Raw genomic sequence first — 26,280 nt, 5'->3', positions numbered from 1 at the left:
AAAGGATATGTTCTCATTTAATTTGCTGACAATTGTTTCTTCTATAGTCAACCTTCTTGCTCTTGCTTGGATAATCAAGAGGTATTTTCTTGGTGCCATTATTCGTATAATGAACGAGCGAAGAGAAAAAATTGAGGCAGCAATGAAAGAGGCCGAGAAGAAGCTTCAGGAGGCTGAAGATTTAAGAAAACAAAGAGAGGCTCAACTTGCTCAGGCAAGGGATGAGGCTGCAAAGATTATTAAGGAGGCGGTTGATACAGCGGAAAAGATGAAGAGGGATATTACTGCTAAGGCAGAGGAAGAAGCGGAAAAGATCATAGTTAAAGCTCATGAAATAGCTACTGCTGAAAGAAAAAGAGTTTTAGAAACAGCTAAAAAGGAAGTATTGGCATTTTCAAGATTAATAATAAAGGAGTTTTTTAAGAGATTTTTACCTGTGGAGGCTGAAGAACTCCTTATTAGTCAATTTGCAGAGTCTTTAGATTCAGCAATTGCCAATATTAAGAGCGATAATATCGAAGAGGTAAAATTCATATCTCCTGATAATGTGAGTAGTCAGCTCAAAAAGAAGATAGAGGATAAATTGAGATCTTTGCTTCCTGGGAATTGGAAATTTATTTTTGATGTAGATCCGAGCATTGGATTAGGATTTAAACTTTTTATAGGTGAATTTTTAATTGATCATTCTCTTGATTATCACCTCTCTCAGATTTATGAAACCATAAGAGAGGTGGAAAATATATGAAAGAAGAAGTTCTTGGTTTGCCTATAGAGAAGATACAAGAAAAAATAAAAGAATATGATTTCTCTCCTCGTATATCCAATATAGGTTATGTAAAATCTGTAGGTGATGGGGTTGCCCAAGTCTCTCTCCTTAATGCTGCTTTTGTAGGGGAGATAGTGATTTTTGAGTCAGGTATTCAGGGAATGGTTCTTTCTTTAAAAGAAGATTCGGTAGGAGTAATTCTTTTTGGTAGAGATGAGTATGTAAAAGAAGGAGAGGTTGTTTACTCAACAGGTAAAATTTTACAAGTTCCTACTGGTAGTGGATTTTTGGGAAGGGTAATTGATCCTTTAGGAAATCCTATCGATGGTGGAGGATTAATATTTCCTGAGGCTTATGTGCCTGTAGATAATGAGGCTCCGAGTATTTTTGATAGAGAACCAGTAAAAGAGCCACTTTATACTGGTATAAGAGCTATAGATGCTTTAATTCCTATTGGACATGGCCAAAGAGAACTTATTCTTGGAGATAGGCAGACAGGTAAGACTACCATTGCTATTGATACTATAATCTCTCAAAGGAATTATGGTACCATCTGTATATATGTAGCCATAGCTCAAAAAAGGACAAATATTGCCCGAATTGTTCAAACTTTAAGAGAGTATGGTGCACTATCTAATACCATAGTTATTGCAACTTTTCCTGACGATCCACCTGCTTTAAGGTATATCGCTCCTATGGCAGGCTGTGCTATGGGAGAGTATTTTATGAGGCAAGGAGAGAGAGTCTTAATTGTTTATGATGACCTAACTAAGCATGCTAATACTTATAGAGAAGTGGCACTTCTTTTAAGAAGAGTCCCTGGAAGAGAAGCCTATCCTGGAGATATATTTTACCTTCATTCTCATCTTTTAGAAAGAGCGGCAAAATTGAGTAGAAAGCTTGGTGGAGGAGCTTTAACGGCTCTCCCTATAGCTGAAACTCTTGCAGGTGAGATTTCTACTTACATTCCTACAAACTTAATTTCCATAACCGATGGTCAGATTTATTTGGATACTGCGCTCTTTAATGCAGGAGTAAGACCTGCTATAAATGTGGGACTTTCGGTCTCAAGAGTTGGTGGGTCTGCTCAACCTAAAGGTATGAGACAGGTTGCAGGAAGGTTAAGACTTGATCTTGCTCAATACAGAGAATATGCTATGTTTCTTGAATTTGGAACAGAGCTTGATATGGCTACCAAGAAGAAAATTGAGAGAGGAAGAAGAATTGAAGAGCTTTTGAAACAAGGAGCTCATGAAGTACAATCTGTGGAAGAACAGATTATTACTTTTTACCTTGCTAACGGAGGATTTCTTGATAACTATCCTGTAGAAAAAGTCAAAGATGTGGTCATTAAGTACATTGCATACTTAAAGCTTAAATACTCTTCAGTTTTGACTCTTTTAAGAGAACAATTGGAGCTTTCTGACCAAATAATTTATCAAATTCATAATATATTTCAGGAATTCGAAAGGGAAGTATATGCCAACCCTTCAAACCCTCAGGCGTAAAGTAAAGACAATTCAAAATATCACTCATATAGTCCATTCTATGGAGACCCTAAGTATGGTAAAAATTAGGGCTCTGCAGGATAGGTCTCTACGATTGAAACCATACACTGAAGAATTGAATAATATATTGATGGAGCTTGTGAAAAGACTTTCCAATGAGTATTTGAATCATCCCCTTGTTAAAGAAAGGGTAGTATATAAAACTGGAGTTTTAGTTTTTACATCTGATCTTGGCTTTTGTGGAAGTTATAATTTACAAATAATTGAGACTTTAAAAAAATTTATTGGAAATAAAAAATCTCAAAACTTAGTATTTTATTCTGTTGGGTCTTATGCTCAAAGATATCTATCATCAAATAACTTTAACATCAGAAAGAAGTATATAAAGTTTCTTGAGGATACATCTTTTTCCAATGCAAAGCTTCTTGCAAGAGATCTTCTTGATGATTTTCTTAATTATTACATAGATGAACTTTTTGTTATATATTTTGACTTTATAAATATAGCTAAACAGGAGGTAAGAATCAAAAAACTGCTTCCTCTGATTCCTATTAGTTTAGAGGAGAAAAAAGAAGAGTTTTTCCTCTTTCTTCCTTCTCTTTCTGAGATATTAGATCCTTTACTTATGGATATTTTTGAAACTCAGATTCATCAGATAATGCTTGATTCTGCTGCAAGTGAACAGGCCTTTAGAAGATTTGCTATGAAGAGGGCGCATGAAAATGCCCAGAAAATATATTCTAAATTGCTCTTTCAGCTTAACCAATTAAGACAAAATCAAATTACTAGGGAGCTTTTAGATATTACATCAAGTATAGAGGCTATGAAAGAAGAGGTGAAATAAATTGGAAGGTAAAATAATATCAGTTAATGGACCTGTTGTTGACATATATTTCCCCAATGATGTTCCTCACATATATGAGGCATTAGAAGTAGAAAATCCTATAAAGAACGAAAAATTAGTTCTTGAAACAAGAATACTTTTTGGAGAAAATAAGGTGAGAGCTATAGCTCTTGGTTCTACTGAGGGGATAAGTAGGGGGCTGACGGTAAAAAGAACCTTTCATCCTATAAGTGTTCCTGTAAGCGAAGAGATTCTTGGGAGAGTAGTAAATGTTTTTGGTGAGCCCATAGATGGAGGAGAAAAAATAAGGGGTGAAGTGACTCCTATCATAAAGAATGCAGCAGAATTTAGAAGAGTACAGCCTTCTTATTCCATTTTAGAGACAGGTATAAAGGCTATTGATCTTCTTACTCCTTTCCCTCAGGGAGGTAAAATAGGTCTTTTTGGGGGAGCAGGCGTAGGAAAAACAGTATTAATTATGGAGTTAATTCACAATGTAGCTGTAGCTCATGGAGGTATATCGGTTTTTGCAGGTATTGGGGAAAGGTCTCGTGAGGGAAATGAACTTTGGTTAGAAATGAAAGAATCGGGTGTGCTTTCAAAGGCTGCACTTGTATTTGGACAGATGAATGAGCCTCCTGGTGTAAGAATGAGGGTACCTCTTACAGCTTTAACTATTGCAGAATATTTTAGAGATTATCTTGGTAAAGATGTTCTTCTTTTAATGGATAATATATTTAGATATGTACAGGCAGGTATGGAAGTTTCTTCAATGCTTGGGAGAATCCCTTCTGCTGTGGGATATCAGCCAACCCTTATTACAGAACTTGGAGAAGTAGAGGAAAGAATTCTTTCTACCGATACTGGATCTATCACTGCTGTGCAAGCAGTTTATGTGCCTGCTGATGACCTTACCGATCCTGCTCCGGCTACTATATTTTCGCATCTTGATTCTACTCTTGTCTTGTCAAGAAGTATAGCAGAAATGGGTATTTACCCAGCTGTAGATCCTTTAGCCTCTTCTTCTCAGATTCTTGAACCTAAGTTTGTAGGTTATGAGCATGCAGAAGTAGCAAGAAAGGTTGTTGAAATTTTGCAACACTATGAGAGTTTGAAAGATATAATTTCTATCTTAGGTGTAGAAGAGCTATCTGAGGAAGATAGAATCATCGTAAATAGGGCAAGAAAGATACAAATGTTCCTTTCTCAGCCTCTATTTGTGGCTTCTGCATATACGAACATACCTGGTGTTTATGTCCCAAGAGAAAAAACTATAGAGGGCTTTAAAGCAATAATAGAGGGAGAGGTAGACGATCTTCCTGAGGATGCATTTTATATGGTAGGAACTCTTGAAGATGTCAAGAAAAAGGCAGAAGAACATGGAGCTTTAATGTACTGATATGAAAAGAGAAACCTCAAGTAAAAGATTATATCTTGAATTAAGTACCCCAACCAAAATGGTATTTAGAGGATTTGTTGATGGGGTTAGCGTGCCTATAGAAGATGGTATGGTAGGTATTTTGCCCGGACATGTTAATACTTTAGCAAGGGTTGTACCGGGAATTATTAAGGCAAAAAGTGGGAATAGAATAATTTTCCTAATGGTTTCTGAAGGATTTATGGAGGTTGCCAAAGACAAAGTATATATAATTACAGAATATGGAGAATTAGGAGAAAAATTAAATGAAGAAGAGCTTAAAAAAGAAGAAACTGAGCTTAAGAATAGATTAAATCAAGCTCAAAATTATAGAGAAAGAGAAGAGCTCAGAAAAAGCCTTCTCTTAAATTACTTAAAACAGAAGGCGCTTAAATTATCCCAATCTGTCACATATTCCACAAAGTAACCGAGGTTGTAGATACTGCAGTAGCTCCTGCCTTTAAGATATCTCTTGCCTCTTCAGGAGTTCTAATTAATCCACCTGCTATAAGTGGATAGGGAATTTGTGTTCTTAATTCCTCTCCTAAATGAATAAAGATAATTCCAGGAAGAATTTCTACCATGTCAGGTTCTGCTGACTGCATAATTTTTACTCCTGTGGCGAGGGCAGAGGAGTCCAGCACAAAGAACCTCTGAATAGCTATCAAATCTTCTGCTTTTGCTTGTTGAATTAGGTTTGCCCTTGTGGTTATTACACCATCAATACCTACCACATCCCCTAAGTACCTTAAGGCATATTTATCTTGAGCTAAACCCTCTAAAAGGTCTAAATGTATAAAAACTAGCTTTCCGTGAGATTTAATTTCTTGAACTACATTAGGAAGAGTCAATACGTTAGTTTTAAGGAGGAAAAGAACTTTTGATTTGCTTTGTAGTGCTTGTGAGAGTCTTTCTTCTTCTCTGACGGCTGCTATAATAGGATTACTTTTAAGAACTTCAAGAAACTCTTCTTTTGAAATTCTTTTCTTTTCCATTTTATCCCCTCTCTAAAAGAGATTTTAAAACCTTATATATCCTTGCTTTCATTATATCAGAAAGAACAAGACTGTGTCAAAAGGAAATATGATATAATAATTCAAATATCATTTAAGCCTTGGGGAGGATGAAGATGGGGATAAATTCTTCAAACTATAAAAATATTCTAATTCTTTTGTTTTTTGTTATTTTATTACTCTTTTCCATATCCTATGCTCAAACCATATCTTGGGTTTCTGGTTATCCAAAGCCTCTTTCTGGTGGAAGAATAGAACTTAGATGGGATGTTGTACCGGGAGCTACGTCTTATACAATTTATAGGATAGAGGGAGCAGGAAATCCCTATCCAGCTTATGTGTATACTTCGGTTAGTACTAATACTTACGTAGATACAAATACAAAAGATGGAGTGCTTTACAGCTATGTTATAAGTACTACTGCTAACAATAATCTTTATACCTCCACTATTGGTTCTGCTAAAGCAGATAAAACTAAACCATCTATTGAAAATTTATCGGCAATTCCAAATCCATTTTCTCCCGATGGTGATGGTTTTAGAGACAAGGTTACTATTTCGTTTTATTTAAGTGAGTATGCTACAGTTACTGTTACATTAAGAGACAGTAATAATAGTGTTTACACAGTTCCCGACTGGAATGGAAGAGTTTGTCCTAACGATGGTACATATAATCTTGAATGGGATGGATATTTTGGTAGCACATTAGCAGGAGAGGGGATAGTTATCTATACAATCACAGCGACAGATTACGCAGGGAATACAAATTCCGCAACTGGTAAACTTATTTTAGACATACCTGATATCAGTATAAATAGCCTAATAGCTACTCCTAATCCTTTTAGCTCTTCATTAAGACCCGATGCTACATATACTCTTTCATATTCTTATTTTGTTAATAATCCATTTTTTAATTTGACCCCTTCTTACTATCTTGATCAATCTGGTATAGTTATAGGAGGGGTAGGCATAACTTTTAATACGGATCCACCTAATTCTACAATCCCAAGTATAAAAATAAGCATTTACGATACAAAAGCCAATTATGTAAGGAGTTTTCAGTATGATAACGTTACTTCTACCACTGTTTTTTATTGGTACGGTGAGAAAGATCTAGAGTTAGTTAAGGAAGATCCTACATATACGGGTTCTTGGTGGTATAAGGTTTTGGGTAATCCTGTGGGAGAATACAAAGTGGTTTTAGAGGCTACTTATACAATTCTTGATCCTTCAAATGGTGCTATAATTTCAGTTCCTTTAAAACCATTGACTACTAATGTGGTTTTAGGCGAGATAATCACTCTTCCTGAAGATACGACTCCTCCTAAAGTACTTACAATTTCTCCTAAAGATGGAAGCTTAGTAAGTGATATTAAGGTGGTTTCTGCCATATTAGATGATGGGAATGGTGTGGGGCCTGATTTAGACATGTCTACTATTAGGGTAAAAGATACTATTGGGAGATATGTAGGAGGTATTCAGTCGAATAATGGGGTTGATACCTTATATTGGACATTTGCAGCCACATTAACATCTGGCTATTACACAATTGAGGTGATTCCAGTAGATAAAAAGGGTAATAAAGGAGAACTTGTTACATCTCGTTTTATAATTGATAATTCTGCTCCTCAGATAATTGATATTTCTCCTAAAAATGCTGTAATCAAAGTTTCGGAGATTGAGGTTCAATACCAGGATATTGGTTCTGGACTTAACCTATGGGATAATTATCCATATCCTCCTGTAGGATCTCATATCGAGTTGCTTTTGCCTGATGGTGCTTCTCGGAAATTGGTTTTCAATAAATCTAAAACTTCTTCGAGTTTAGCTATTGCTGATATTCCAAATGATCTTCAGTTGAAAGATGGAGTTTATAATTTGGGTGTTTATCTGGTTGACAAGGCAGGAAATGCTACTTTCACTAATTCTTCCTTTATCCTTGATACTACGCCACCATACGTAGTTAGTTCATCGTTAAGTTATACTTGTATTAATTATACAGTTAGTCAAGTACAAGTAACTGTTAGGGATGATGGAGTTGGAATTGATTTATCCTCAAATAATACTTTTCTTAAATTGTTAAGAGGTACTGAAGTCATAGCAGGCCCTGAGATTACTTCAACTTATACTTATGATCCTACTAATTCGACTTATACTAATAGTGCTACTCTTATTCTCAATATTCCTAACGGATTTAATTGGAGTGATGGTGATTATTATCTTATAATAAAGGCTACAGATATATTAGGAAACTCATTTTTTACAAGTATAAGATTTTCTGTAGATTTTACAAAACCTACAATCATTTCTGTAGCCCCAACAGGGCTAGTTCCAAAGGTTGATAGGGTTTCTGTTGTCTATTTAGAGACTGGAAGTGGAATAGATCTTGATAGATCAAGCTTAAATATTTCTTCTCCTTCGGGGAGTACTAGTCTTAAATTTGAAAAGGATCCTTCTCAGAATTTGTTATATGCAATCTTGTCTTCAGAAATCTTGTCTGAAGATGGTAGATATGATTTAAATATCACTCTGTATGACAATGCTGGAAATGTAGCATCGACTTCTACATATTTTATATTAGATAGAGCTAAGCCTTACATAACATCAGCCTCACCAAGTAAGGGAGCCACATTGGTTATTCCTCCATCTCAAATATCAGTGGAAGTCAAGGACAGCACATCAGGAATAGATGTTGATCTTGGAAAAACTTATTTGAAACTTAAAGATCCTTCGGGAATTGACGTAGGAACCTACACTTATCAAGTATCGCAGGATTACTTAACTGCTACTTTAAGGGTGAATGTTTCCTCTTATACTTGGACAAAAGGAATATATACAGTGATATTAAAAGTGACCGATAGAACTGGTAATTCTCTTGATGAGACATATACATTTACTCTTAACTTAGAATCAGCTCAGCCTACAGGAGATCTTGTGGTTTCTCCTTCGGTCTTCTCGCCTAAGAAAGGTAATTTAAGGATAGACTTCCAGTTCCAAGCAACATCGGGGAATATAACAGAGGTCACCATAGATATTTATTCAATGAACGGAAAATTAGTTAAAACTATTTATAACCATACCTTTAATACTCCTCAAGCGATAGATACAGTTATATGGGATGGAAAGGATAATTTAGGTAGATTACTTCCTAATGGATATTACCTTATAAAAGTAACTATTAAAGAAAGTTCAGGAGCAACAAAAGTGAAATTTAAAGGAATTGTTTTGATAAAGTAATAAGGAAATAGGAGGTCTTAAGTATGCGAAAATTGTTTGTTTTAACCATATTATTATTGGGAGTTCTTTCTATAGGCTATGCTCAGGTTTTTGGTAGCTTTACTGAGGGTCCTACTACGGGGTGGAGTCCAAAGGCAATAGGTATGGGGGGTGCTTTTGTAGCTGTTGAAGGAGATATTAATGGCGCAACATATAATCCTGCTTTTGCAGCAAGATTGCCAAATTCGCAGCTTTTAATATCTTATCAATATATAGGGTTAGTTCCTGATAGTTTGGGCTTCGGACAGGTAAATATGACGGGTAATTTACTTTCTTTCGCAGTTCCAGACAATGGTCTTTGGGCCTCTGCAATTTATTATACCCGTATTGCGCCTCAAGAGGATTTAGGAGTTTCTTATTCAGAAAATGTAATTAGTTATTCTGCGGCAAAGATTTTATTTAATAATCTTGCCTTAGGTGTTAATATAAAGAGGCTTTGGGTTTCATTACCTCAGCCTTATGTTGGAGATGGCATAGGCTTGGATTTGGGGTTAATTTTTAGACTTACACATAATTTTAAAATTGGAGTTACTGTTTACAATTTGTACAGTAATGTATATTGGTATAATGGTGAAGAAGGTTATCATGAGAGTGTATCTACAACAGTTAAAGCAGGTATTTCGTATCAAACAGATAGATTTACCATAGCAGGTGATGTTGATTTTCCCGATTTAACTTATCATGTTGGAGGAGAATATATTATAAATAAAAATTTAGCTGTTAGGTTAGGATGGAACATAGATTCTCCTACTTTTGGGATTGGATTTAAGAAGGATAATATAGCTCTTGATTACGCCATGTTATATTCATTAAGACTTGGGGGAGTTTATCATAGAGTTGGCTTGAATATGAGTTTTTAGAGTTAAGGGGGAAGGAAAAACCTTCCCCCTGATTTTTTATCCCTTGATTACAGCAATTGGTTTCATCTGAGCTACTCTCTTAGAAAGTCCAGCATTGTGAACTACATTAACCACATCTACTACATTTTTGTATGCTTCTGAGGCCTCTTCCACAAGAGAGGATTTGGAAGCAGCTCTTACCAGAATTCCTTTTTCTAAAAGCTCTTGTTCAATTTCATAGGCCCTTCTTCCACTTTTTAAAAGTTGGCTTCTACTTTGGGTTCTTCCTGCCCCATGACATGTGGATCCAAAGGCAAGTTCCATAGCTTTTTGAGTACCTATTAAAACAAAAGATGATCTTCCCATATCTCCAGGAATTATTACTGGTTGTCCTATATCTTTATAGTCTTCTGGTAGATCTGGATGTCCAGCAGGAAAAGCTCTTGTTGCTCCTTTCCTATGTACTACTACCTCCTCAAGTTTTCCATCTACATCGTGTTCTTCAAGTTTTGCAATATTATGGGCTACATCATATATTAACTTCATACCAAGGGATTCTGCACTTTCTCTAAATATTTCTTCAAATACCTCTCTTACCCAATGAGTAATCATTTGTCTATTTGCCCATGCAAAGTTTGCAGCAGCGCACATTGCTGAGAAGTAATCTTGCCCTTCGGGAGAGTCAAAAGGAGCACAAGCAAGTTGGATATCAGGTACTTCAATTCCATATTTTTTCATTGCACCTTTCATTACCCTAATGTAATCTTCTGCTACCTGGTGTCCTAATCCTCGGGATCCTGTATGTACCATTACTACTATCTGATCAGGGAATAGACCAAGTTTATCTGCAATCTCTGGCTCAAAGATTCTACTTACTACTTGTACTTCAAGAAAGTGATTACCTGATCCAAGGGTTCCAAGTTGGAATTCTCCTCTTTCTTTTGCTTTTTTCGAGACTTTATCCGGATTAGCATAAATTAATCTTCCTCTTTCTTCTATATGTTCTAAATCTTCTTTCCATCCATATCCTTGTTTTACAGCCCATTGAGCTCCTTTTTCTAAGACTTCATCAAGTTCTTTTCCTTTTACTCTTAGATCTCCTTCAGAACCTACCCCTGCGGGTATTTTATCAAATAAGGCATCTACAAGTTCTTTAAGCCTTGGCACTACATCCTCTTTAGTAAGATTTGTTCTTATAAGTCTGACTCCACAGTTAATATCATACCCAACTCCTCCTGGAGATATGACTCCTCCTTTTTTCTTCATAGCAGCTACTCCGCCAATGGGGAAGCCATACCCCCAATGAATATCAGGCATTGCTAAAGAATGTTTAATTATACCAGGAAGTGATGCTACGTTTGCTACTTGTTCAGGAGATTGATCTTTAAGAATATCCTCCATAAGTTTGTCATCAGCAAAAATTATCCCATCTACTCTCATTAAAGGCTTATAGTCTTTTGGAATCATAAATCTATAGTCATCTATCTTAATGATTTTTCCTTTCCATTCGTTGCCCATAATATATCACCTCCGCCTATAATTTATTATAATGGAAATATCTTTAAAAGAAATAAGGAAAGGAGGAAAAAGGGGTAATGTTTTATGAAATATCTGTATCTACACCTCAGAAAACTGCCCTTGTGGATGTCACTGAAAGGATAGAAGAGGTTGTTAAAGAGAGTAAGATAAAGAATGGAATTTGTTTTATTTATGTGCCTCATACTACTTGTGGAATTTTAATAAATGAAAATTATGATCCAAGCGTTGTGAGGGATATATTAAATACTTATGAGAGGATAGTTCCCCAAAATTTACCATATACCCATTTAGAAGGAAATTCTCCAGCTCATATTAAATCTACTATAGTTGGAGTTAATACCTTCGTTTTTATTAGAGATGGAAAATTAAAACTTGGTACTTGGCAGGGGATATTTCTTGCAGAATTTGATGGTCCAAGATATAGAAAGCTTTGGATTGACATAATAGAAGATAGGGATTAGAATTAAGCATAATTTAGGAAAGGGGGGATAGTAAATGGCATGGTATTGGTGGGCACTGATCGTAATTGTTATTATTCTTGTAATTTGGTATTTTACAAAGGGTAAGAAATAATTTTATTTTGCTTTTAATTATAGACTTGGGTTAAAAGGGGTGGCTTTATGCCATCCCTTATTATTTGCTATAATAGTATCAAATTGGTGGGATTTTGGGGAGGTGGTGAAAGTGCGTCCTGCATTGATAATTGTAGATATGGTGGTTGATTTTGTAACTGGCAAATTTGGTAATCCTTATGCTCAAGGGATTGTTCCTAATATTAGACTTCTTATTGATAAGGCTCATGAAAAGAATATTCCAGTAATCTATTTGCGGGATGCTCACACAGAAGAAGATAAAGAACTTTCTCTATGGGGAAAACATGCTATGGAAGGAGATAAAGGTTCTGAGATTATTCCTGAACTTTCTCCTCAAGAGGGCGATTATGTAATTAAAAAGAAAGTATATAGTGGATTTTATAAGACTAATCTTGAGGAAGTTCTTAGGAATTTGAATGTGGATACAGTAATATTAACAGGTACAAGCACCCATATTTGTGTACTTCATAATTCCGCCGATGCCTTTTTTAGAGGTTTTGAGGTTATAGTGGTTTCTGATGCTACAGCTTCTTTTGTTCCTGAGGAACATGAGAGGGCTTTAAAATATATGAAAGATATTCATAATGCGAAAATATATACTACACAAGAATTATTAGAAATATTGGAGAGATAGGAGGAATAAAGAATTGAAAGAATTTCTTATAGCAAAACCCGAAGAGATAAAGAGTGGTCTAAATACTGATGCTTATTTTTTAAGAACAGAGGAAGTTCTGGAAGGTATGGGTAAAAACCCTGATGTGGTTATGGAGCTTTTTACCAAGAGTTTTCCCGATGAAAATTATCAGTTTGGAGTTGTACTTGGAATTTACGAGGTAGCAAAACTTTTAGAGGGTTTACCTGTGGATGTTTATGCTATGGACGAAGGAGAAATATTTTTTCCATATGAGCCCGTATTACAAATAAGGGGAAAGTATAAAGATTTTGCAAGATATGAAACTACGATTCTTGGATTTATTTCTTTTATGTCGGGTATTGGCACAAAATCGGCAAGGGTAAGAATAGCTGCAAAAGATAAAAAAATTTATAGCTTTGGTACCAGAAGGCAACATCCTTTTTTGTCACCTGTTGTTGAGTATTGTACTTATGTGTCTGGTTTTGACGGAGTTTCAAATGTTCTTGGAGCTAAGTATATTTTCAAAACTCCTGTGGGTACTATGCCTCATGCTCTTATCCTTATAATAGGAGATGAAAAAGAAGCCTTTTTAGCCTTTGATCAGTATGTAGACCCCAAAGTCCCACGCATTGCTTTGGTAGATACTTATGGATCTCCCACAATAGGTGCGATAAATGCTTTAGAGGCATTAAAAGAGAAACTTTCGGGGGTAAGAATAGATAGTAAAGACTATGCTTATTTGATAAAAGATATAAAGTGGGAGTTTGTGAGAAGAGGATTTAGTAATGTTCAGATATTTTTAAGTGGCGGTTTAGATGAGTATGAAGTAGAGAGATTTTATGATTATGCTGATGCTTTTGGAGTAGGTACGAGAGTAGCTAACGCACCTGTTATTGATTTTGCATTAAAGATCGTAGAGGTAGATGGAAATCCCGTTGCTAAGGTTGGTAATATGCCTGGGGCGAAGCAAGTACATAGAGGTAATGGTTATAGCGATACAATAAGGCTTTTTAATTCGGAACTCCTTCCTGGTAAAAGACCTCTTTTAAAACCTCTTATTAGGGAGGGACAAATAGTTAGAGATTTTGAGGAGATTGACTCTATAAGAAAGAGGGTTTTGAACAACATAAATTCTCTACCTGAAAATTTAAAACTTATAAAAGGTGGAAAAACCTATATTCCAGAATTCTTACCTTGACGATAAAATACTTTTTTGTTAGTATTACGTTGTATTTATTTAAATTTTATAAATGCTAAAGAAAGGGAGAGGGTAAGAAATGAAGAGGACTTATCAGCCTAAGAAGCATCACAGAAAAAGAGTTCATGGATTTCTTGCCCGTATGAGGACACCAGGTGGAAGAAGAGTTATTAAGAGAAGAAGAGCAAAGGGAAGAAAGAGACTTACAGTATAATTGGGACTTTTTTCTTTTCCTAAGGAAGAAAAATTAAGGAAGCAAGAAGATTTTCTAAGGGTTTTAAGAGAGGGAAGGCCTTATTCCCTCTCTAAGAGTTTTATTATTTATATTAGAAAAGGAGCAGAGAAAAGGCGTATTGGAATAAGTGTAAATAAAAAAGTTGGAAAGGCTGTAGTAAGGAATAGAATAAAAAGACTCATAAGAGAGGTTTATAGACTTCATAGACCTTATTTAAGAGAAGACATAGAGATGCTTGTAATAGTAAAACCAGGAGAAAATATAAAGGATCTGGATTTTCATAAAGTTAAGGATATGCTTATTAAAATATGGGAAAAGGCCGGGGCTTTAAAAGAACAATGAGAGGTTTGTTAATTATCCTTATAAAGTTTTATAAAAAGTTTATTTCACCTGTTCTTCCTAAAAGTTGTAGATTCTACCCCACATGTTCTACTTATGCCTTAGAAGCTATTGAGAGGTTTGGGGCTTTTGAGGGAGGAATTCTTGCTATAAAAAGAATTTTGAGATGTCATCCTTTTAATCCTGGGGGATACGATCCTGTACCTACAAAAGAAGAATTCTTAGAATTGAAATTAAAAAGGAGGAAAAATAAATGATAAATGCACTTGCTAATGGGCTTGGATATATCTTAGAACTTTTTTATAAATTAACAGGAAACTATGGAGTTGCAATTATTTTCCTTGTTATTCTTGTTAGAATAATTCTTTATCCTTTGACCCATGCCCAATTAAAGAGCCTTTTTATGCAACAAAAAATTCAACCAGAGATAAAAAAGATTCAGGAAAAATTTAAAGATGATCCCAAAGAGATGAATAAACAGATAATGCTTCTCTATCAACAGTATAAAATTAATCCTATGATGGGGTGTCTTCCTTTGCTGATTCAGTTCCCAATATTGATTGCTCTTTACCAGCTATTACTTCATTATAAGTATGCTGTTACGCCTAAATTTTTGTGGATTTCTGATCTAACAAAGCCTGATTATATTTTGCTTATTGTCATGGCTCTTGTTACTTATTTTTCTGGAGAACTTTCTTCTTTAGCTTCTTCTCCAGAGCAAAAAAGCCAGCAAAGAATTATGAATATTTTTACCACTATGCTATTTACAGGTATGTTTCTGCTATATAAGGTGCCTGCTGGAGTTATGCTTTACTGGTTGGTATCAAGTTTATTCCAGTTATTACAACAAGTGATTGTTTTTAGACTCCATAAGGGGGGCTAATAATCATGAAGGAGATAGAGACTGAGGGAAAAACCTTGGAGGATGCTCTCCTCAAGGCAAAGGCTGTTTTAGAGGTTCCTTTGGATAAAATTGATTATAAGATTCTAGAATATGGAAGGGAAGGTATTCTTGGAATAGGATCAAAGCCCTTTAGAATTTTAGCATGGATAAAGAAGGATCCTGAAGATGTCTTGAGGAGTTTCTTAGGAAATGTATTGAACAAATTAAATTTAAAGGCAAGAATAAAGATAACACGAGAGGAAGGATATATTAAAATTAATTTAGAGGGAGAAAATTTAGGAGAATTAATTGGTCCTGGAGGAAGAACTCTATCTTCCCTTGAATTCATACTTAGACTTTTTGCTGCTAAGAACCAGATTTCAGAGATAGTAATCCTTGATATAGATCATTATAGAGAAAGAAAGGAAAAATATCTATCTAATCTTGCTAAGAAGATTGCTGAGAAGGTTAAGAAAGAAAAGAAAGAGTTTCATTTAAAGCCTATGAATTCGAGAGAAAGGAGAGTTATTCACCTAACTTTACAAAATGATCCTGATGTAATTACATATAGTGTTGGAGAGGAACCCGAAAGAAGGGTAGTAATAGCACCTAAAGAAGATGAAAGATAATATTGTTGCTATTGCAACTCCTCTTGGTTTTAGTGCTATAGGGGTCATAAGGTTAAGTGGGCCTGATGTTATAGATATTGTTAAGAAGATCTTTATTCCTAAAAAAGAAAAAGATCTTAAAGAGGTTCTCTCTCATACCATTCATTATGGAAATATAGTTTATAAGAATGAAATTATAGACGAAGTACTCGTGGCAGTATATAAGGCTCCTAAGTCTTACACTGGAGAAGATATGGTAGAGATCTTTACTCATGGGAGTCCTATTATTCTTGAGGAGATATTAAAGATCCTTGTGGAAGAGGGAGCAAGGATTGCAGAAAGAGGAGAATTTACCAAGAGGGCCTTTTTAAATGGAAAAGTTGATCTCTTACAGGCAGAGAGTATAAATGAGATTATAAGGGCAGAAAGTAAAATAGCCTTAAAAAGGGCTTTGTCAAAATTAAAAGGAGAATTATCAAGAAAGCTTAGGGATTTAAAGTCTAAGGTGGAATATCTTCGGATATACTTGGAAGCCTCTATAGATTTTCCTGAAGATGTGGAAGAAAAAGAGAAAGAAGATTGGATAAGGAATATTGAGGAAATAAAAAAAGAAGTTTCTGATTTGCTAGAAAAGGCAGAAAAAGGGGATTGGATTAGGGAAGGATATGGGGTTATCTTGGTGGGAAGACCTAATGTTGGAAAATCAAGCCTTTTTAATGCATTGATGAGGGAGGATAGAGCAATAGTAACCCCTATTCCTGGTACTACCAGAGATTATATAGAGGGTGAGCTTTATCTTTCTTCGGGTCATCTGGTAAAGATTTATGATACTGCAGGCCTTGGAATACCTAAGGATATTTTGGATAAGATGGGAATGGAAAGGACAGAAAAAATTCTTGAAAAATCTAATTTGATTCTTTTTGTGGTTGATGGAAGTTGCGAGGCTTCAGAAGAAGAAATCAATCTTTTGGAAAAGATTAAAAGTTATCAGAATAAAAAACTAATTCTTGTGGTGAATAAAATAGATCTTCCTCAAAAGGTAGATTTATCTGTTTTTCCCAAAGATATAGAAAAGATATTTGTATCTGCTAAAGAGAGAAAAGGTATAGAAGAGATCGAGAAGGTTATTGAGAGGCATATTACATCTCAGGATGTTGAGGATGGAATATTTCTTAATATGTACCATAGAGAAAAATTAAAAGAGGTTTATAATCTCTGTGAAGAGGGATTAAATGTACTTAAAAATCTTCCTCAAAGTTTAGATGTTCTGGGAGATATCATATACGATATGGATAGAGCTTTTGGAGAGATTCTTGGAGAAGAAGTCTCGTTAGATATAACAGATAAAATCTTTGAAAATTTCTGTGTTGGAAAATAGGAGGTAGATATGAATTTCTGGGTTATTATTCTTAGTATTGTGCAGGGAATAACAGAATTTCTTCCTATAAGTAGTACTGCTCATCTTATTTTGATACCCTATCTTGTCAAAATTCCTGATTTTGGGCTTTCTTTTAATGTAGGACTTCATCTTGGGACTCTTTTAGCAGTATTTTTTTACTTTATAAAAGACTGGTGGGAGTTCTTAGTGAGCATATTTATAGGGGGAGAGAAAAGAAGAATATTGGGACTTATTATCCTCGCTACTTTGCCTGCAGGAGTTTTAGGGGTTTTTCTTGATCCATTAGTGGAGAAAATCTCTCAGCCTCAAGTTTATTCTTTTTCTATTTGGATAATCCTTTTGGGAGTAATATCTTTTGGTATTGTATTTCTAATTCTTGAGAAGATTTCCAAAAAAAATCTTGAAATAAAAGATATGGATGTAAAAAGAGCGCTAATTATAGGATTTTGGCAGGTTTTCTCTCTTTTCCCTGGAGTATCGAGATCTGGTTCTACCATATCAGGAGGAATGTTTACAGGGCTTAGAAGAGATGAAGCCACAAAGTTTTCCTTTTATCTTTCTTTGCCTATAATAGGTGGTGCAGTATTTTTTAAATTGCTCCATGTAATAAAGGGTGAAAATCCTGGAAATCTTTATTTAATACTTTGGGGAGCCTTTTGGGCTTTTATTGTGGGTATTTTGACCATTCATTTACTGTTGAATTACGTTAAAAAGTCCTCTCTAAAAGTTTTCTCATATTATAGATTTATACTTGCTTTATCTATTTTGTTTGCATACTTTGGGCTTCAAATACCCTCGCTTATAATTTTTGGAGTTGCGATAATTTATTTGATTTTTAGTATGGCAAAAGCAGAAGGATAACTCATACAAAGCTCTTAAGATTGTTTTCTTGTTTTTAATAACTTCTTTAGTAGACTATGGTTTCCTGCAAGTCTACGTTTTCTTATTTGTATTACTTGAGAGGGATATACGCTTCGTTCTCCATTTATTATAAAGGCAATAATACAAGAGATGATTGCATAATAGGCATTGTTTTTCCCAAAAAGTTCTATAAACATAATACTTGAAGCAATAGGAGTATTTGTGACACTTGCGAGAAGGTTTATCATGCCTATTGCTGATAAGGTTGCTCTATCAAAATGTAAGAAGTTAGCAAGAAAGTTTCCTGCAGTTGATCCAATAAAGAAAATTGGAGTTATTATTCCTCCGCTTCCTCCAAAACTTAGCGTAATAATTGTAAAAATAATCTTCACAAGGAAGAAGTACCATGCAATCCTTTCTCCATTAAGGGCACGTTCTATAGTGTCTATGCCGAGTCCTAGAAAATTTTTAGAAAAAATGAGGGTTAAAAGTACGAGTATACTTCCTCCTATGAGTCCTTTGACTGGGTTCCATATTTTTAATTTTTTATATATATCTTCGAAGAAATTTAGAGTCTCAATAAATATTATGGAGACAAGCCCTAAAAATATACCTGCAATGATAGCCTCAGCAAAGTGCAATTCATTAAAAGAATAGTTAAAGCTTAAAGGATGATAGGAATAGCTTATTCCTAATTTAGATGAAACCTGGAATGAAACTATTCCTGCTATAAAAGAAGGAAGTAAGGCCTCATAGAACATATTACCTACAATTAAAACTTCGATACCAAAAATAGCTCCTGCAATTGGGGTACCAAATACCGATGCAAATCCAGCACTTATTCCGCATATTACGAGTTTTTTTCTATTCCTATCGTCAAGTTTAAAAATATCTGCAAAAATAGATGCAAGTCCTGCTCCTATTTGAGCACTTGGTCCCTCCTTTCCCGCAGAACCTCCTGCTGAAAGGGTTATAATAGTTCCAATGAGTTTTATGGGGACCACTAAAGGATTTATTTTTCCGTTTCTTTTATGTATGGATTCTATCACTTTTTCCGTACCGTGTCCTTTAGCTTCAGGAGCAATTTTCTCAATAATAAGAGCTGTTATAAATAAAGCAAAGGGTAGAAGAATATAATAGTATTCAAATTTACTTGTAAGGTTTATACTTGCATGTAGAAGCTTTAGAAAGACGGTTACCCCAATGCCAACGATGATACCTATGATAGTTGATAAGATTACCCATTTTATTGCTCCATAAAAAAGAACAATTTCTTCGTATAACTTCTTTTTCAAATTTTTTACCTCCCTTTAAGATTTAAACTAAAATAAATTGAATTTTTTGATCTTATTATTGTCAATATAAGTTTTGCATTATATTATAATTATAATCCCCCAATAGATTTTTAAAATTAGAAAGGAGAAAAAAGTGCTTAAAAAATTACTATTTCCCATGATTTTAGTAGTTTTATTGGTTTCCTTTTCCTTAAGTCAAAGTCAACTTTCTTACGCTACCTTAGAAGGCCTAGTAACTAGTAAAGATAGAATTCCGGTAGAGGGAGCAAAGATATTAGTACTTGGAACAGACTGTACAGCTATAAGTGATGAAGAGGGAAAATATTACATAAAGAATATTCCAGTTTTAGGTGAGGAAGAAAAATTCTTGATTGAGGTTATCGAACCTAACAATAATGCTAGGGTAGTAAGTAATACTTTTTCTATAAGAAGTGGATTAAACAAAATAGATTTTCAGATTAGTTTGAGCCTTACTTTTGGTAATTATTATGGGGATTTTAGATGGGAGACTCCTTTCTCAGTAAAAGAGACAAGAGATGCAAATTATATAATTTCGGGAATATCCTCCTATGCACCAAGGAACAATATATACCTTTTGAAAGTAGATAGGTATGGAAGAAAAATCTGGGGTAGAACTTATTTAATAAACAAAGATTTTACAAACTCTTATGTAATAGAAGATGATAAAGGATATCTTATATCTGCCACCTCTAATAACGGAGATATCCATCTTTTAAAAACTAGTACTGATGGGGGATTTTTGTGGGAGGCAGTTTATGGAAGACCAGATAGTGTGGAAACAGTAAATAGTGTTATTTTAACTGATACTGGAGATTATTTAGTAGTTGGAAGAATAAAAACTTTGGATAAAGATGGTAAAAATTATATGATGGATGCTCTTGTGATTAAATTTGACAAAAATGGCCACAAACTTTGGGATGTTATTTTTGGAGAAAAGGGTGATGATGAGTTTAGTAATGCGATTCAGGCAAGGAATGGTGATTTTATTTTAGCAGGTACTTTTGATATGTCACGTTTATCTAAAGGAGTAATATATCGGATTGATAAGGATGGAAGGCTAATTTGGAATAAAAAGTTGTCAGGGGAAGGTCCGGTACGTGGAGAAAGACTTATTCCTACAGATCAAGGATATTTAGTAGGAGGATATGCTTATAAAGATTTAAGGCACGGTTTTTATTTGGCTTATTTTAATGATAAAGGGGATATATTGTGGAGAAAGAATTATAACAAAAAGGGTATGAAAATATTTCTCACAACCATTTCAATGGTAAAATCAAATTTTATCATAGGAGGTTATACTTTAGAGGACGAAATTTTTAGTCCCTATATTATGCTTACTGATCTTAAAGGAGAGATGTTGAAAAAAATAGTAAAAGCTGGCTTAAATAGAGTAGTTAGAAGCGCTATTACCACAAAAGATCTTTATAGTGTTTTTGTGGGTTTTGTGGAGAGCGAAAAAGACAGAAATATTTGGATATATAAAACAAAATTTTAAAAATTTTAATTACTTGTATTATAATATTTATAAGGGGTTAAAAAGTATAAACTAATAATAATCTTATTATTTTATATTTTTTAACCTCTTTCAAAACCTTTTGAAAGGAGAGTTGGAGTATGAGGGGGATTTTAATTTTCTCTTTCAGCCTTATTATTTCTCCTTTTAATAAATGGATGTACTATGAAGGATACCATGAGACCTTAGGTGGCAATCCTAGATCTACAGGATGGTAGTAAAGTTTCAGGAGAAGTTTTAGTAAAGGTTAATGCTTCTGATAATGTAGGGGTAACAAAGGTGGAAATTTATATCGATCAAAATATGATAAAAGAATTTAGTCAAGCCCTATATGAATATGCATGGGATACAAAGGATTTAACTTATGGTTCAACTCATACTTTAAAAGCAATGGCGTATGATAAAACAGGAAATGTAGGAGAGACTCTTAAAATAACAGTAGTAATAGGAGATAATCAAGTGCCACAGGTTACTATAACCTCTCCTCAAAATGAAGATTTAGTTGATAATATAACTACTATTGTAGTACAGGTTGTTGAGAAAAGTCCAAAAATTAAAGTTAATAAAACTCCAAGTTCTGTAAGTAAAGTTGAATTTTATGTAGATGATCAAATTATAGGAACAAAAACAGAAGGTATTAATGGAACTTACATATGTAGTTGGAATACACAAAGTTTTGAGACAGAAAATCATACTATTACAGTGAGAGCATATAATGCGGAGGGAAATATAGGCTCTGCAAGTATTAATGTAGGTAAAAATACATTTTTAAAGTGGAAATATTCAGCAGGTTATGTATATGCCTGTCCTTCTATAGGAGATGATGGAACAATATACATTGTTGCTAATGGGCTTTATGCTCTTAATCCTAATGGAAGTGTAAAGTGGCAAAAACAAGGTGATGGCTTTATTTCTATGACTGAAGCTTATGAGTGGGTTGCTGTTAAATCTCAAGCATATAATCCTCCTAAATATCCCTTATTTGATGATAATGGAGATAAGGTGGGAAGCTCATATAGGACCTCAGAGATATGGGTTCAAAAAGATGGTAAAACATTGATAAACGGTGCCCAGAATAATGCTCCTGATGGTTTTGATCTATGTCTTTTAGATGATAGTGGAAAAACAGTAAGGGGTGTATGGGTGTTATGGATGGCGTTGTTCCAAGCCCAAGAAATGGCTTTAAGGGAGAAGTAAAAATGAGAAGCCATGGGCAAAATATACAGTTTAGCCCTCCCTTTACAAAAGAACCTGCATATGTTCTATCAGCACAACCAGGTGTGATGGCTGAAGCAGTAAATAATCGTCAAGATGGCTTCATATTAAGCTTGATTAAACATGACGGGACGACTGCAAATAATATTTGGACTCAGTGGCTCGGTTATATTGATCCATAATGTAAGACTGGGAAAGTAGAGATAAAAGTTCGTTTATATCTCTGTTTTCCCTTATAGAGGAGGAGAAGTATGAAAAACAAAATATTTCTTTTTTCTCTATTTTTTATCTTTTTACTTTCTCTTCAGTTTGTGAAAATAGCTTTTGGTTTTTCCATGGGGTACCATTATGATTTGATTAGAGAAGTAATGAGAAAGGAAGGACTAAGTAAAGGTGCCATTTCTGTTGCTCTTGCTGGAAATTCTTATGTGGATATATTTCAAGAAGATGTAGTAGAGTACGTAATTGATGATGATTTTTGTAGAGTTTCAAAAAGATTAGTAGATTTTCTACATTTTGATAATCTCTATGGCAAAGATGTCATTGATAGGTATTGGAGACAGCTAATATTCAATACTTATAATGCCTTAAGGGAGAAAGTTGAAAAAAACGACAAATTAGGAGCACTTTTAATAATAGGTATTTCTTCTCATATAGTTCAGGATTTTTATGCCCATTCCAATTGGGCAGAATTAGATTTAAATACCCTCTCAGGTATTAAAGATGCCACATATTTTGACATAATGTATAGATCCTACAATACCTTAGATAAAGCAATCTCAAATCTTAAAAATCTTGGCGGTATGTATTATGGGGTAAGTGGACTCACAACCCATTGGGGAAAGATAAGTCATGATATCTTAAATAAGGATCATTCAGGAAGACCTTACTTTGATTGGGCATATAGATCTGCATATAAAGGTTCCTTGCAATGGCTAAGGTTAATCAAAAAGTGGATAATTGAAGACTTTAAAAAAGAGACTTTTTGGAACAGTCTTATAAACTATGATTTCAAAGAAGGGAATAAGAAACATTTATATACTTTGACAGATTTTGATGAAGGAACCATAAGATGGCTTTGTACTTATGGTGGTGCTTGGAAGGCTCCCAGAATATGGGGGGCTTAGATACAATCTTTGATGATATGCCTAATGTTCCTGGTATTGGTCTAACTTCTCAGACCGATTCTGATTATCCCTTTTTAGGTATAGAGTGGTTTGTAAATTATTCCTTAATTGCTAAGAATATGTTTGAAGCAGATTATCCAGGGGGCTTTACAAGGTTGCAAAATATTGAGAGATTAGAGGAGGGAATTAGAAATAGAAGTGATTTTGGAGAAATAGTAAAGGTAAATTATTCTAAGGTTCAGAGCTTAGCTCCTCTTGAGAGTAGTATTATCATTGATGCTTATAGATTTTTGGCAAATGCTACTTTAGATTATGAGAATGTTGTGAAGTGGTTGAGAATAAGAGTTCCTGAAGTAATGGACTTGGACACTGGGGAGGGTTGGGATAACATTAACAATGAAGAGCCAGGGGGGACGAGTGACTATTGGGTTATGTTTGTTATAAATAACGAATTTGATTATCCTTATACTGAGGCTGAGTATGTAGATAAGAGTCATCCATATACTATATGGGGAGTTTTAAAGCCTCTGTGGGATGATAGGAATGTGAGGATACAAGTAAGAATGTTTGAAAGCGATTCTGGACTGCGTGGCTCTCAGCACAAAGATGAAGAGATGGATATTAGAACAGGAGCGGGAAAGGATTTTGTGTTTGAATTTGATCCAAGAAGTATGAGTTATTCAATAAGCTTAGGTACAAAAGTTTGGGGTATTCCAGCAGGATTTTTTATAAAAAGCAATGGGGAAGGAGATTTGAGAGCAAGGATATATGTTAAAGTATGGATTATGGGGGATAGAAAGGATGAACTCTTTTACCCTGTATTTTATGAGGATAAAAACTGCGATGGTTTTTATTTTCCTGTTTTGAATGATATACCAGACTTATCTCAAGTAGGATTTAATGATAGAGTATCATCCATATACTTGCCTCCTTCTCTTTGGGAATTAGAGGTGTATGAGGATCAGAATTATAAAGGGAGTAGGTTATTAGTGCAGAGTACTTTTTCAGATTTACATTCAAGGGAAGTAAAAATGGGTGATAAAATTTCATCTGTAAGAAATTTAAAGTATCCAAGAGATTTGCTTGAATTTCCTATATTTTATGAGAACAAAAACTTTTCTGGAGCTTTCTTAAAGCTCCCTTATAGCTTGCCTAACAATGCCATATGTGGTTTTTACTCTGAACTTTCTCAATACAAGTTTAATGATAGGATATCATCAATAAAGATTCCTTCTGGTTGGAAGATAATTGTTTATGAAAATACCCATTTTGAAGGAAAAGAGATGGAAATTACATCCTCAATAAGTGATCTAAGTAGTATGGGATGGAATGATAGAATTTCTTCTATAAGAATAATTCCACCTTTGTCCGTAATTTCTCTAAAACCTGTGGAAGGCCCTATAAAAATTGCTGAAAATCTTGCAATTATAAACACTGTAAGGGAATCTTTAAAAGATTTTCCAGAGAAATACATTAATTCAACCTTTTTTTATAAAAGAGGAGATGTAAAAATTCCTAAGGATATAAATATAGAGCTTGATATCAAATATTTAAGCATAAAAAGTAACTATGCATATATAGAGGTTGAGGGTAAAAATTACTATTTTTATCTTTGTATATTGCTTTCAAAAGAAAATGATTTTTGGAGAGTAAAAGAGATAATAAACCCCTATTATGTGTTATGTTCTGATAAAGATGAGAGTATAGACGTACATCAGTGGATTTACAAAAAACTTAATGAAAAATATTTTCTCCTTCCTCGGGATATTTTTCCTTATTTAAATCCTGAAAGAAGAATGCTTCTTAGTATATTAAGAGAAAAATTAAAAAATTTGATTTCCGAAAACACAGTTTTTGTGGTGAGAGAATATAGAGCTGAAGGAGAAAATATAACAATCAGAGCTTATCCAAGATCTCTTGATGGCCTTTCTCAATATGAGCTTGTGAGTGCTATTTTTAAAAGAGAGGAGGAAGCATGGAGATTAATTAAATTATAGATAAGATAATGATGCTTTTAATGATTCAAAATGGTGTGATAGAATTTTATATATTCTACTCGGTAAAAAATGACAAAAGATGACTTTAAAGGGAAAAATTATTATTGGCGATGCTAGAAGAATGAAAGAAGTATTTTGTTGATTAATACTATTATTTTACCTAAAACCAATTATGTTCCAAGAATACAAAACGCAGAGCCTTTGGTGGATCCTAAGAAATTTAAATTTGGAGAAGAGAATTCATATAAAGTTGTAGAAATTATAGATGAAGGGATTTTAAAATTAGATACAGGACTAATTGTTAAATTTTTAGGTGTAAAAGTTATTAAAAGAGAGGAGACTTTAAAATACTTAAAAGAATACGTACTTGGTAAAGAAGTTATTTTAAAATTTGATTTTCCAACCTTAGAGCAAGATTCTATAAAAGCGTATGTGTATTTAAAAAATAAGATCTTTATTAATGCATATCTCATAAAATCAGGTTTGGCTATACCAGACTTATTGGTTCAACACAGATATAAGGAGAAATTCATTGAGATATGGAAGGAGATAGAAGATGCCAAAGGAATGGATATTAAATATGGCAACAAATAGATGGGGATTAAATAAGAAAGAGAGTGTTGGACCTGTAGCTTTGTGGATTAGGGAGTGTGATCCTAAAAATGTTGAGGAATGGAGAACATTTTATTATAAAAGGTTAGGAGAATTTTTGCAGAGGAAAGGTATTAATTTATCCTCATCAGAATATCTTACAGATTTAGGGAGGAAATTATATGTAAAAATATCCGAAGTAATGAAATCTGAGATTGAGAATATAACAGAGGAAGATTGTGTTAATTACATTTATGAATTGGTAATAAAAAGGACTTTTGAGGGCTATAGAACAGAAATTGAAACCATTTATGGTCAATTACAGAATATTTTGGAGGTTGAGATAAAGCCAGCCCCTGATAAATGGGATAGATTGTATAACTATGAGCAGACACCCGAAATTTATAAATGGAAGGAATGGTTAAGTAGAACTCATGAGAGATTTGAAAAAGAAGTAGGAGGGAAAGTATTTATAATATTTTCTCTCAAAAGAGATAAAAAAAGGAAATTTTAAATAAAGAAGTAATAGAGGAGATTAAAAAGGAATTGGGAAAATAAGAATATAAAATC

Annotated in this window: 27 protein-coding genes; 24 read left to right on the top strand and 3 right to left on the bottom strand. The window is 34.1% G+C overall.

Annotated elements, in window-relative coordinates; genetic code table 11:
- The first annotated feature begins 7 nt into the window (after positions 1–7).
- Genes atpF through atpC form a run of 5 tightly spaced genes read left to right on the top strand, consistent with a single transcriptional unit; the run spans position 8 to position 4,962 of the window.
- On the top strand, positions 8–745 hold the full coding sequence (atpF, locus tag DICTH_RS08995) for a F0F1 ATP synthase subunit B (protein WP_012548420.1): 738 nt from the start codon (positions 8–10) through the stop codon (positions 743–745).
- Positions 742–2,274, top strand: a complete 1,533-nt coding sequence (atpA, locus tag DICTH_RS08990; protein ID WP_012548013.1) for a F0F1 ATP synthase subunit alpha — start codon at positions 742–744, stop codon at positions 2,272–2,274. The genes atpF and atpA overlap by 4 nt, the downstream gene beginning before the upstream one ends.
- A complete protein-coding gene (atpG, locus tag DICTH_RS08985; RefSeq protein ID WP_012548641.1) occupies positions 2,246–3,118 on the top strand; it encodes an ATP synthase F1 subunit gamma in 873 nt (290 codons plus the stop codon). The genes atpA and atpG overlap by 29 nt, the downstream gene beginning before the upstream one ends.
- A 1-nt stretch (position 3,119) precedes the next feature.
- Complete coding sequence (gene atpD, locus DICTH_RS08980) at positions 3,120–4,517, top strand: F0F1 ATP synthase subunit beta (protein WP_012547055.1); 1,398 nt, start codon at positions 3,120–3,122, stop codon at positions 4,515–4,517.
- A 1-nt stretch (position 4,518) separates the two neighbouring features.
- Positions 4,519–4,962, top strand: coding sequence for an ATP synthase F1 subunit epsilon (atpC, locus tag DICTH_RS08975; RefSeq protein ID WP_012547758.1), 444 nt, complete (start codon positions 4,519–4,521; stop codon positions 4,960–4,962).
- Here atpC and DICTH_RS08970 read toward each other — a convergent pair.
- Positions 4,943–5,530 (bottom strand): glycerol-3-phosphate responsive antiterminator, encoded by a 588-nt coding sequence (locus tag DICTH_RS08970; protein ID WP_012548594.1) that lies wholly within the window; start codon positions 5,528–5,530, stop codon positions 4,943–4,945. The genes atpC and DICTH_RS08970 overlap by 20 nt on opposite strands.
- Before the next feature lie 128 nt (positions 5,531–5,658).
- Here DICTH_RS08970 and DICTH_RS08965 point away from each other — a divergent pair, with 128 nt between their 5' ends.
- Both DICTH_RS08965 and traF read left to right on the top strand, forming a co-directional pair.
- Entirely contained in the window at positions 5,659–8,784 is a 3,126-nt protein-coding gene (locus DICTH_RS08965) for a FlgD immunoglobulin-like domain containing protein (RefSeq protein WP_081428040.1), read from the top strand.
- 23 nt (positions 8,785–8,807) lie between these two features.
- Positions 8,808–9,683 (top strand): conjugal transfer protein TraF, encoded by an 876-nt coding sequence (traF, locus tag DICTH_RS08960; protein WP_012548145.1) that lies wholly within the window; start codon positions 8,808–8,810, stop codon positions 9,681–9,683.
- 36 nt (positions 9,684–9,719) lie between these two features.
- Here traF and DICTH_RS08955 read toward each other — a convergent pair whose 3' ends face one another.
- On the bottom strand, positions 9,720–11,180 hold the full coding sequence (locus DICTH_RS08955) for an RtcB family protein (protein ID WP_012547286.1): 1,461 nt from the start codon (positions 11,178–11,180) through the stop codon (positions 9,720–9,722).
- Between the two features lie 77 nt (positions 11,181–11,257).
- Between DICTH_RS08955 and DICTH_RS08950 the strand changes: the two genes are divergently transcribed.
- The 10 genes from DICTH_RS08950 to DICTH_RS08905 all read left to right on the top strand — a co-directional run bounded on the left by DICTH_RS08950 (position 11,258) and on the right by DICTH_RS08905 (position 17,951).
- Positions 11,258–11,662, top strand: a complete 405-nt coding sequence (locus tag DICTH_RS08950) for a secondary thiamine-phosphate synthase enzyme YjbQ (RefSeq protein ID WP_012547881.1) — start codon at positions 11,258–11,260, stop codon at positions 11,660–11,662.
- 223 nt (positions 11,663–11,885) lie between these two features.
- Complete coding sequence (locus DICTH_RS08945) at positions 11,886–12,428, top strand: cysteine hydrolase family protein (protein ID WP_012547013.1); 543 nt, start codon at positions 11,886–11,888, stop codon at positions 12,426–12,428.
- Positions 12,429–12,441: 13 nt separating this feature from the next.
- Complete coding sequence (locus DICTH_RS08940) at positions 12,442–13,626, top strand: nicotinate phosphoribosyltransferase (protein WP_012547908.1); 1,185 nt, start codon at positions 12,442–12,444, stop codon at positions 13,624–13,626.
- Between the two features lie 79 nt (positions 13,627–13,705).
- Positions 13,706–13,840: a 50S ribosomal protein L34 gene (gene rpmH / locus DICTH_RS08935; RefSeq protein WP_012547104.1), complete on the top strand. Its 135-nt coding sequence runs from the start codon at positions 13,706–13,708 to the stop codon at positions 13,838–13,840.
- Positions 13,841–14,203: a ribonuclease P protein component gene (gene rnpA, locus DICTH_RS08930; RefSeq protein ID WP_012548397.1), complete on the top strand. Its 363-nt coding sequence runs from the start codon at positions 13,841–13,843 to the stop codon at positions 14,201–14,203. It abuts the gene before it with no gap.
- Positions 14,200–14,457: a membrane protein insertion efficiency factor YidD gene (gene yidD, locus DICTH_RS08925; RefSeq protein ID WP_012547409.1), complete on the top strand. Its 258-nt coding sequence runs from the start codon at positions 14,200–14,202 to the stop codon at positions 14,455–14,457. Before rnpA ends, yidD begins: the two co-directional genes overlap by 4 nt.
- Positions 14,454–15,083 carry a YidC/Oxa1 family membrane protein insertase gene (locus DICTH_RS08920; protein ID WP_012548202.1) on the top strand — a complete coding sequence of 210 codons (630 nt, stop codon included), beginning with the start codon at positions 14,454–14,456 and terminating at the stop codon, positions 15,081–15,083. Before yidD ends, DICTH_RS08920 begins: the two co-directional genes overlap by 4 nt.
- A 5-nt stretch (positions 15,084–15,088) precedes the next feature.
- Positions 15,089–15,712 (top strand): RNA-binding cell elongation regulator Jag/EloR, encoded by a 624-nt coding sequence (jag, locus tag DICTH_RS08915; RefSeq protein WP_012548441.1) that lies wholly within the window; start codon positions 15,089–15,091, stop codon positions 15,710–15,712.
- The gene (gene mnmE, locus DICTH_RS08910) at positions 15,702–17,069 is read left to right on the top strand and encodes a tRNA uridine-5-carboxymethylaminomethyl(34) synthesis GTPase MnmE (protein ID WP_012547486.1); all 1,368 of its coding nucleotides are present in this window, start codon (positions 15,702–15,704) and stop codon (positions 17,067–17,069) included. Before jag ends, mnmE begins: the two co-directional genes overlap by 11 nt.
- A 9-nt stretch (positions 17,070–17,078) precedes the next feature.
- Positions 17,079–17,951, top strand: coding sequence for an undecaprenyl-diphosphate phosphatase (locus tag DICTH_RS08905; protein ID WP_012548573.1), 873 nt, complete (start codon positions 17,079–17,081; stop codon positions 17,949–17,951).
- 14 nt (positions 17,952–17,965) lie between these two features.
- Here the strand turns inward: DICTH_RS08905 and DICTH_RS08900 are convergent, their stop codons facing one another.
- Entirely contained in the window at positions 17,966–19,246 is a 1,281-nt protein-coding gene (locus tag DICTH_RS08900) for a chloride channel protein (protein ID WP_012547789.1), read from the bottom strand.
- 133 nt (positions 19,247–19,379) lie between these two features.
- Between DICTH_RS08900 and DICTH_RS08895 the strand changes: the two genes are divergently transcribed.
- The 7 genes from DICTH_RS08895 to DICTH_RS08865 all read left to right on the top strand — a co-directional run bounded on the left by DICTH_RS08895 (position 19,380) and on the right by DICTH_RS08865 (position 26,224).
- Positions 19,380–20,762 carry a carboxypeptidase-like regulatory domain-containing protein gene (locus DICTH_RS08895; protein WP_012547941.1) on the top strand — a complete coding sequence of 461 codons (1,383 nt, stop codon included), beginning with the start codon at positions 19,380–19,382 and terminating at the stop codon, positions 20,760–20,762.
- A gap of 207 nt (positions 20,763–20,969) precedes the next feature.
- Complete coding sequence (locus tag DICTH_RS10175) at positions 20,970–21,977, top strand: Ig-like domain-containing protein (RefSeq protein WP_012548265.1); 1,008 nt, start codon at positions 20,970–20,972, stop codon at positions 21,975–21,977.
- A 2-nt stretch (positions 21,978–21,979) separates the two neighbouring features.
- Positions 21,980–22,177: a hypothetical protein gene (locus DICTH_RS10170; protein WP_041723356.1), complete on the top strand. Its 198-nt coding sequence runs from the start codon at positions 21,980–21,982 to the stop codon at positions 22,175–22,177.
- Positions 22,178–22,246: 69 nt separating this feature from the next.
- The gene (locus tag DICTH_RS08880) at positions 22,247–23,122 is read left to right on the top strand and encodes an HET-C-related protein (RefSeq protein ID WP_012548084.1); all 876 of its coding nucleotides are present in this window, start codon (positions 22,247–22,249) and stop codon (positions 23,120–23,122) included.
- Positions 23,110–25,119 (top strand): beta/gamma crystallin-related protein, encoded by a 2,010-nt coding sequence (locus tag DICTH_RS08875; protein ID WP_012547230.1) that lies wholly within the window; start codon positions 23,110–23,112, stop codon positions 25,117–25,119. Before DICTH_RS08880 ends, DICTH_RS08875 begins: the two co-directional genes overlap by 13 nt.
- 138 nt (positions 25,120–25,257) lie before the next feature.
- Entirely contained in the window at positions 25,258–25,713 is a 456-nt protein-coding gene (locus DICTH_RS08870; RefSeq protein ID WP_012547675.1) for a hypothetical protein, read from the top strand.
- Positions 25,676–26,224 carry an MjaI family restriction endonuclease gene (locus DICTH_RS08865; RefSeq protein ID WP_012548751.1) on the top strand — a complete coding sequence of 183 codons (549 nt, stop codon included), beginning with the start codon at positions 25,676–25,678 and terminating at the stop codon, positions 26,222–26,224. Before DICTH_RS08870 ends, DICTH_RS08865 begins: the two co-directional genes overlap by 38 nt.
- The last annotated feature ends 56 nt before the right edge of the window (positions 26,225–26,280 follow it).

This window comes from Dictyoglomus thermophilum H-6-12 (assembly GCF_000020965.1).
GTDB lineage: Bacteria > Dictyoglomota > Dictyoglomia > Dictyoglomales > Dictyoglomaceae > Dictyoglomus > Dictyoglomus thermophilum.
Note: the sequence above shows the minus strand (reverse complement) of the source record. Positions and strands in the feature narration are given on the sequence as shown.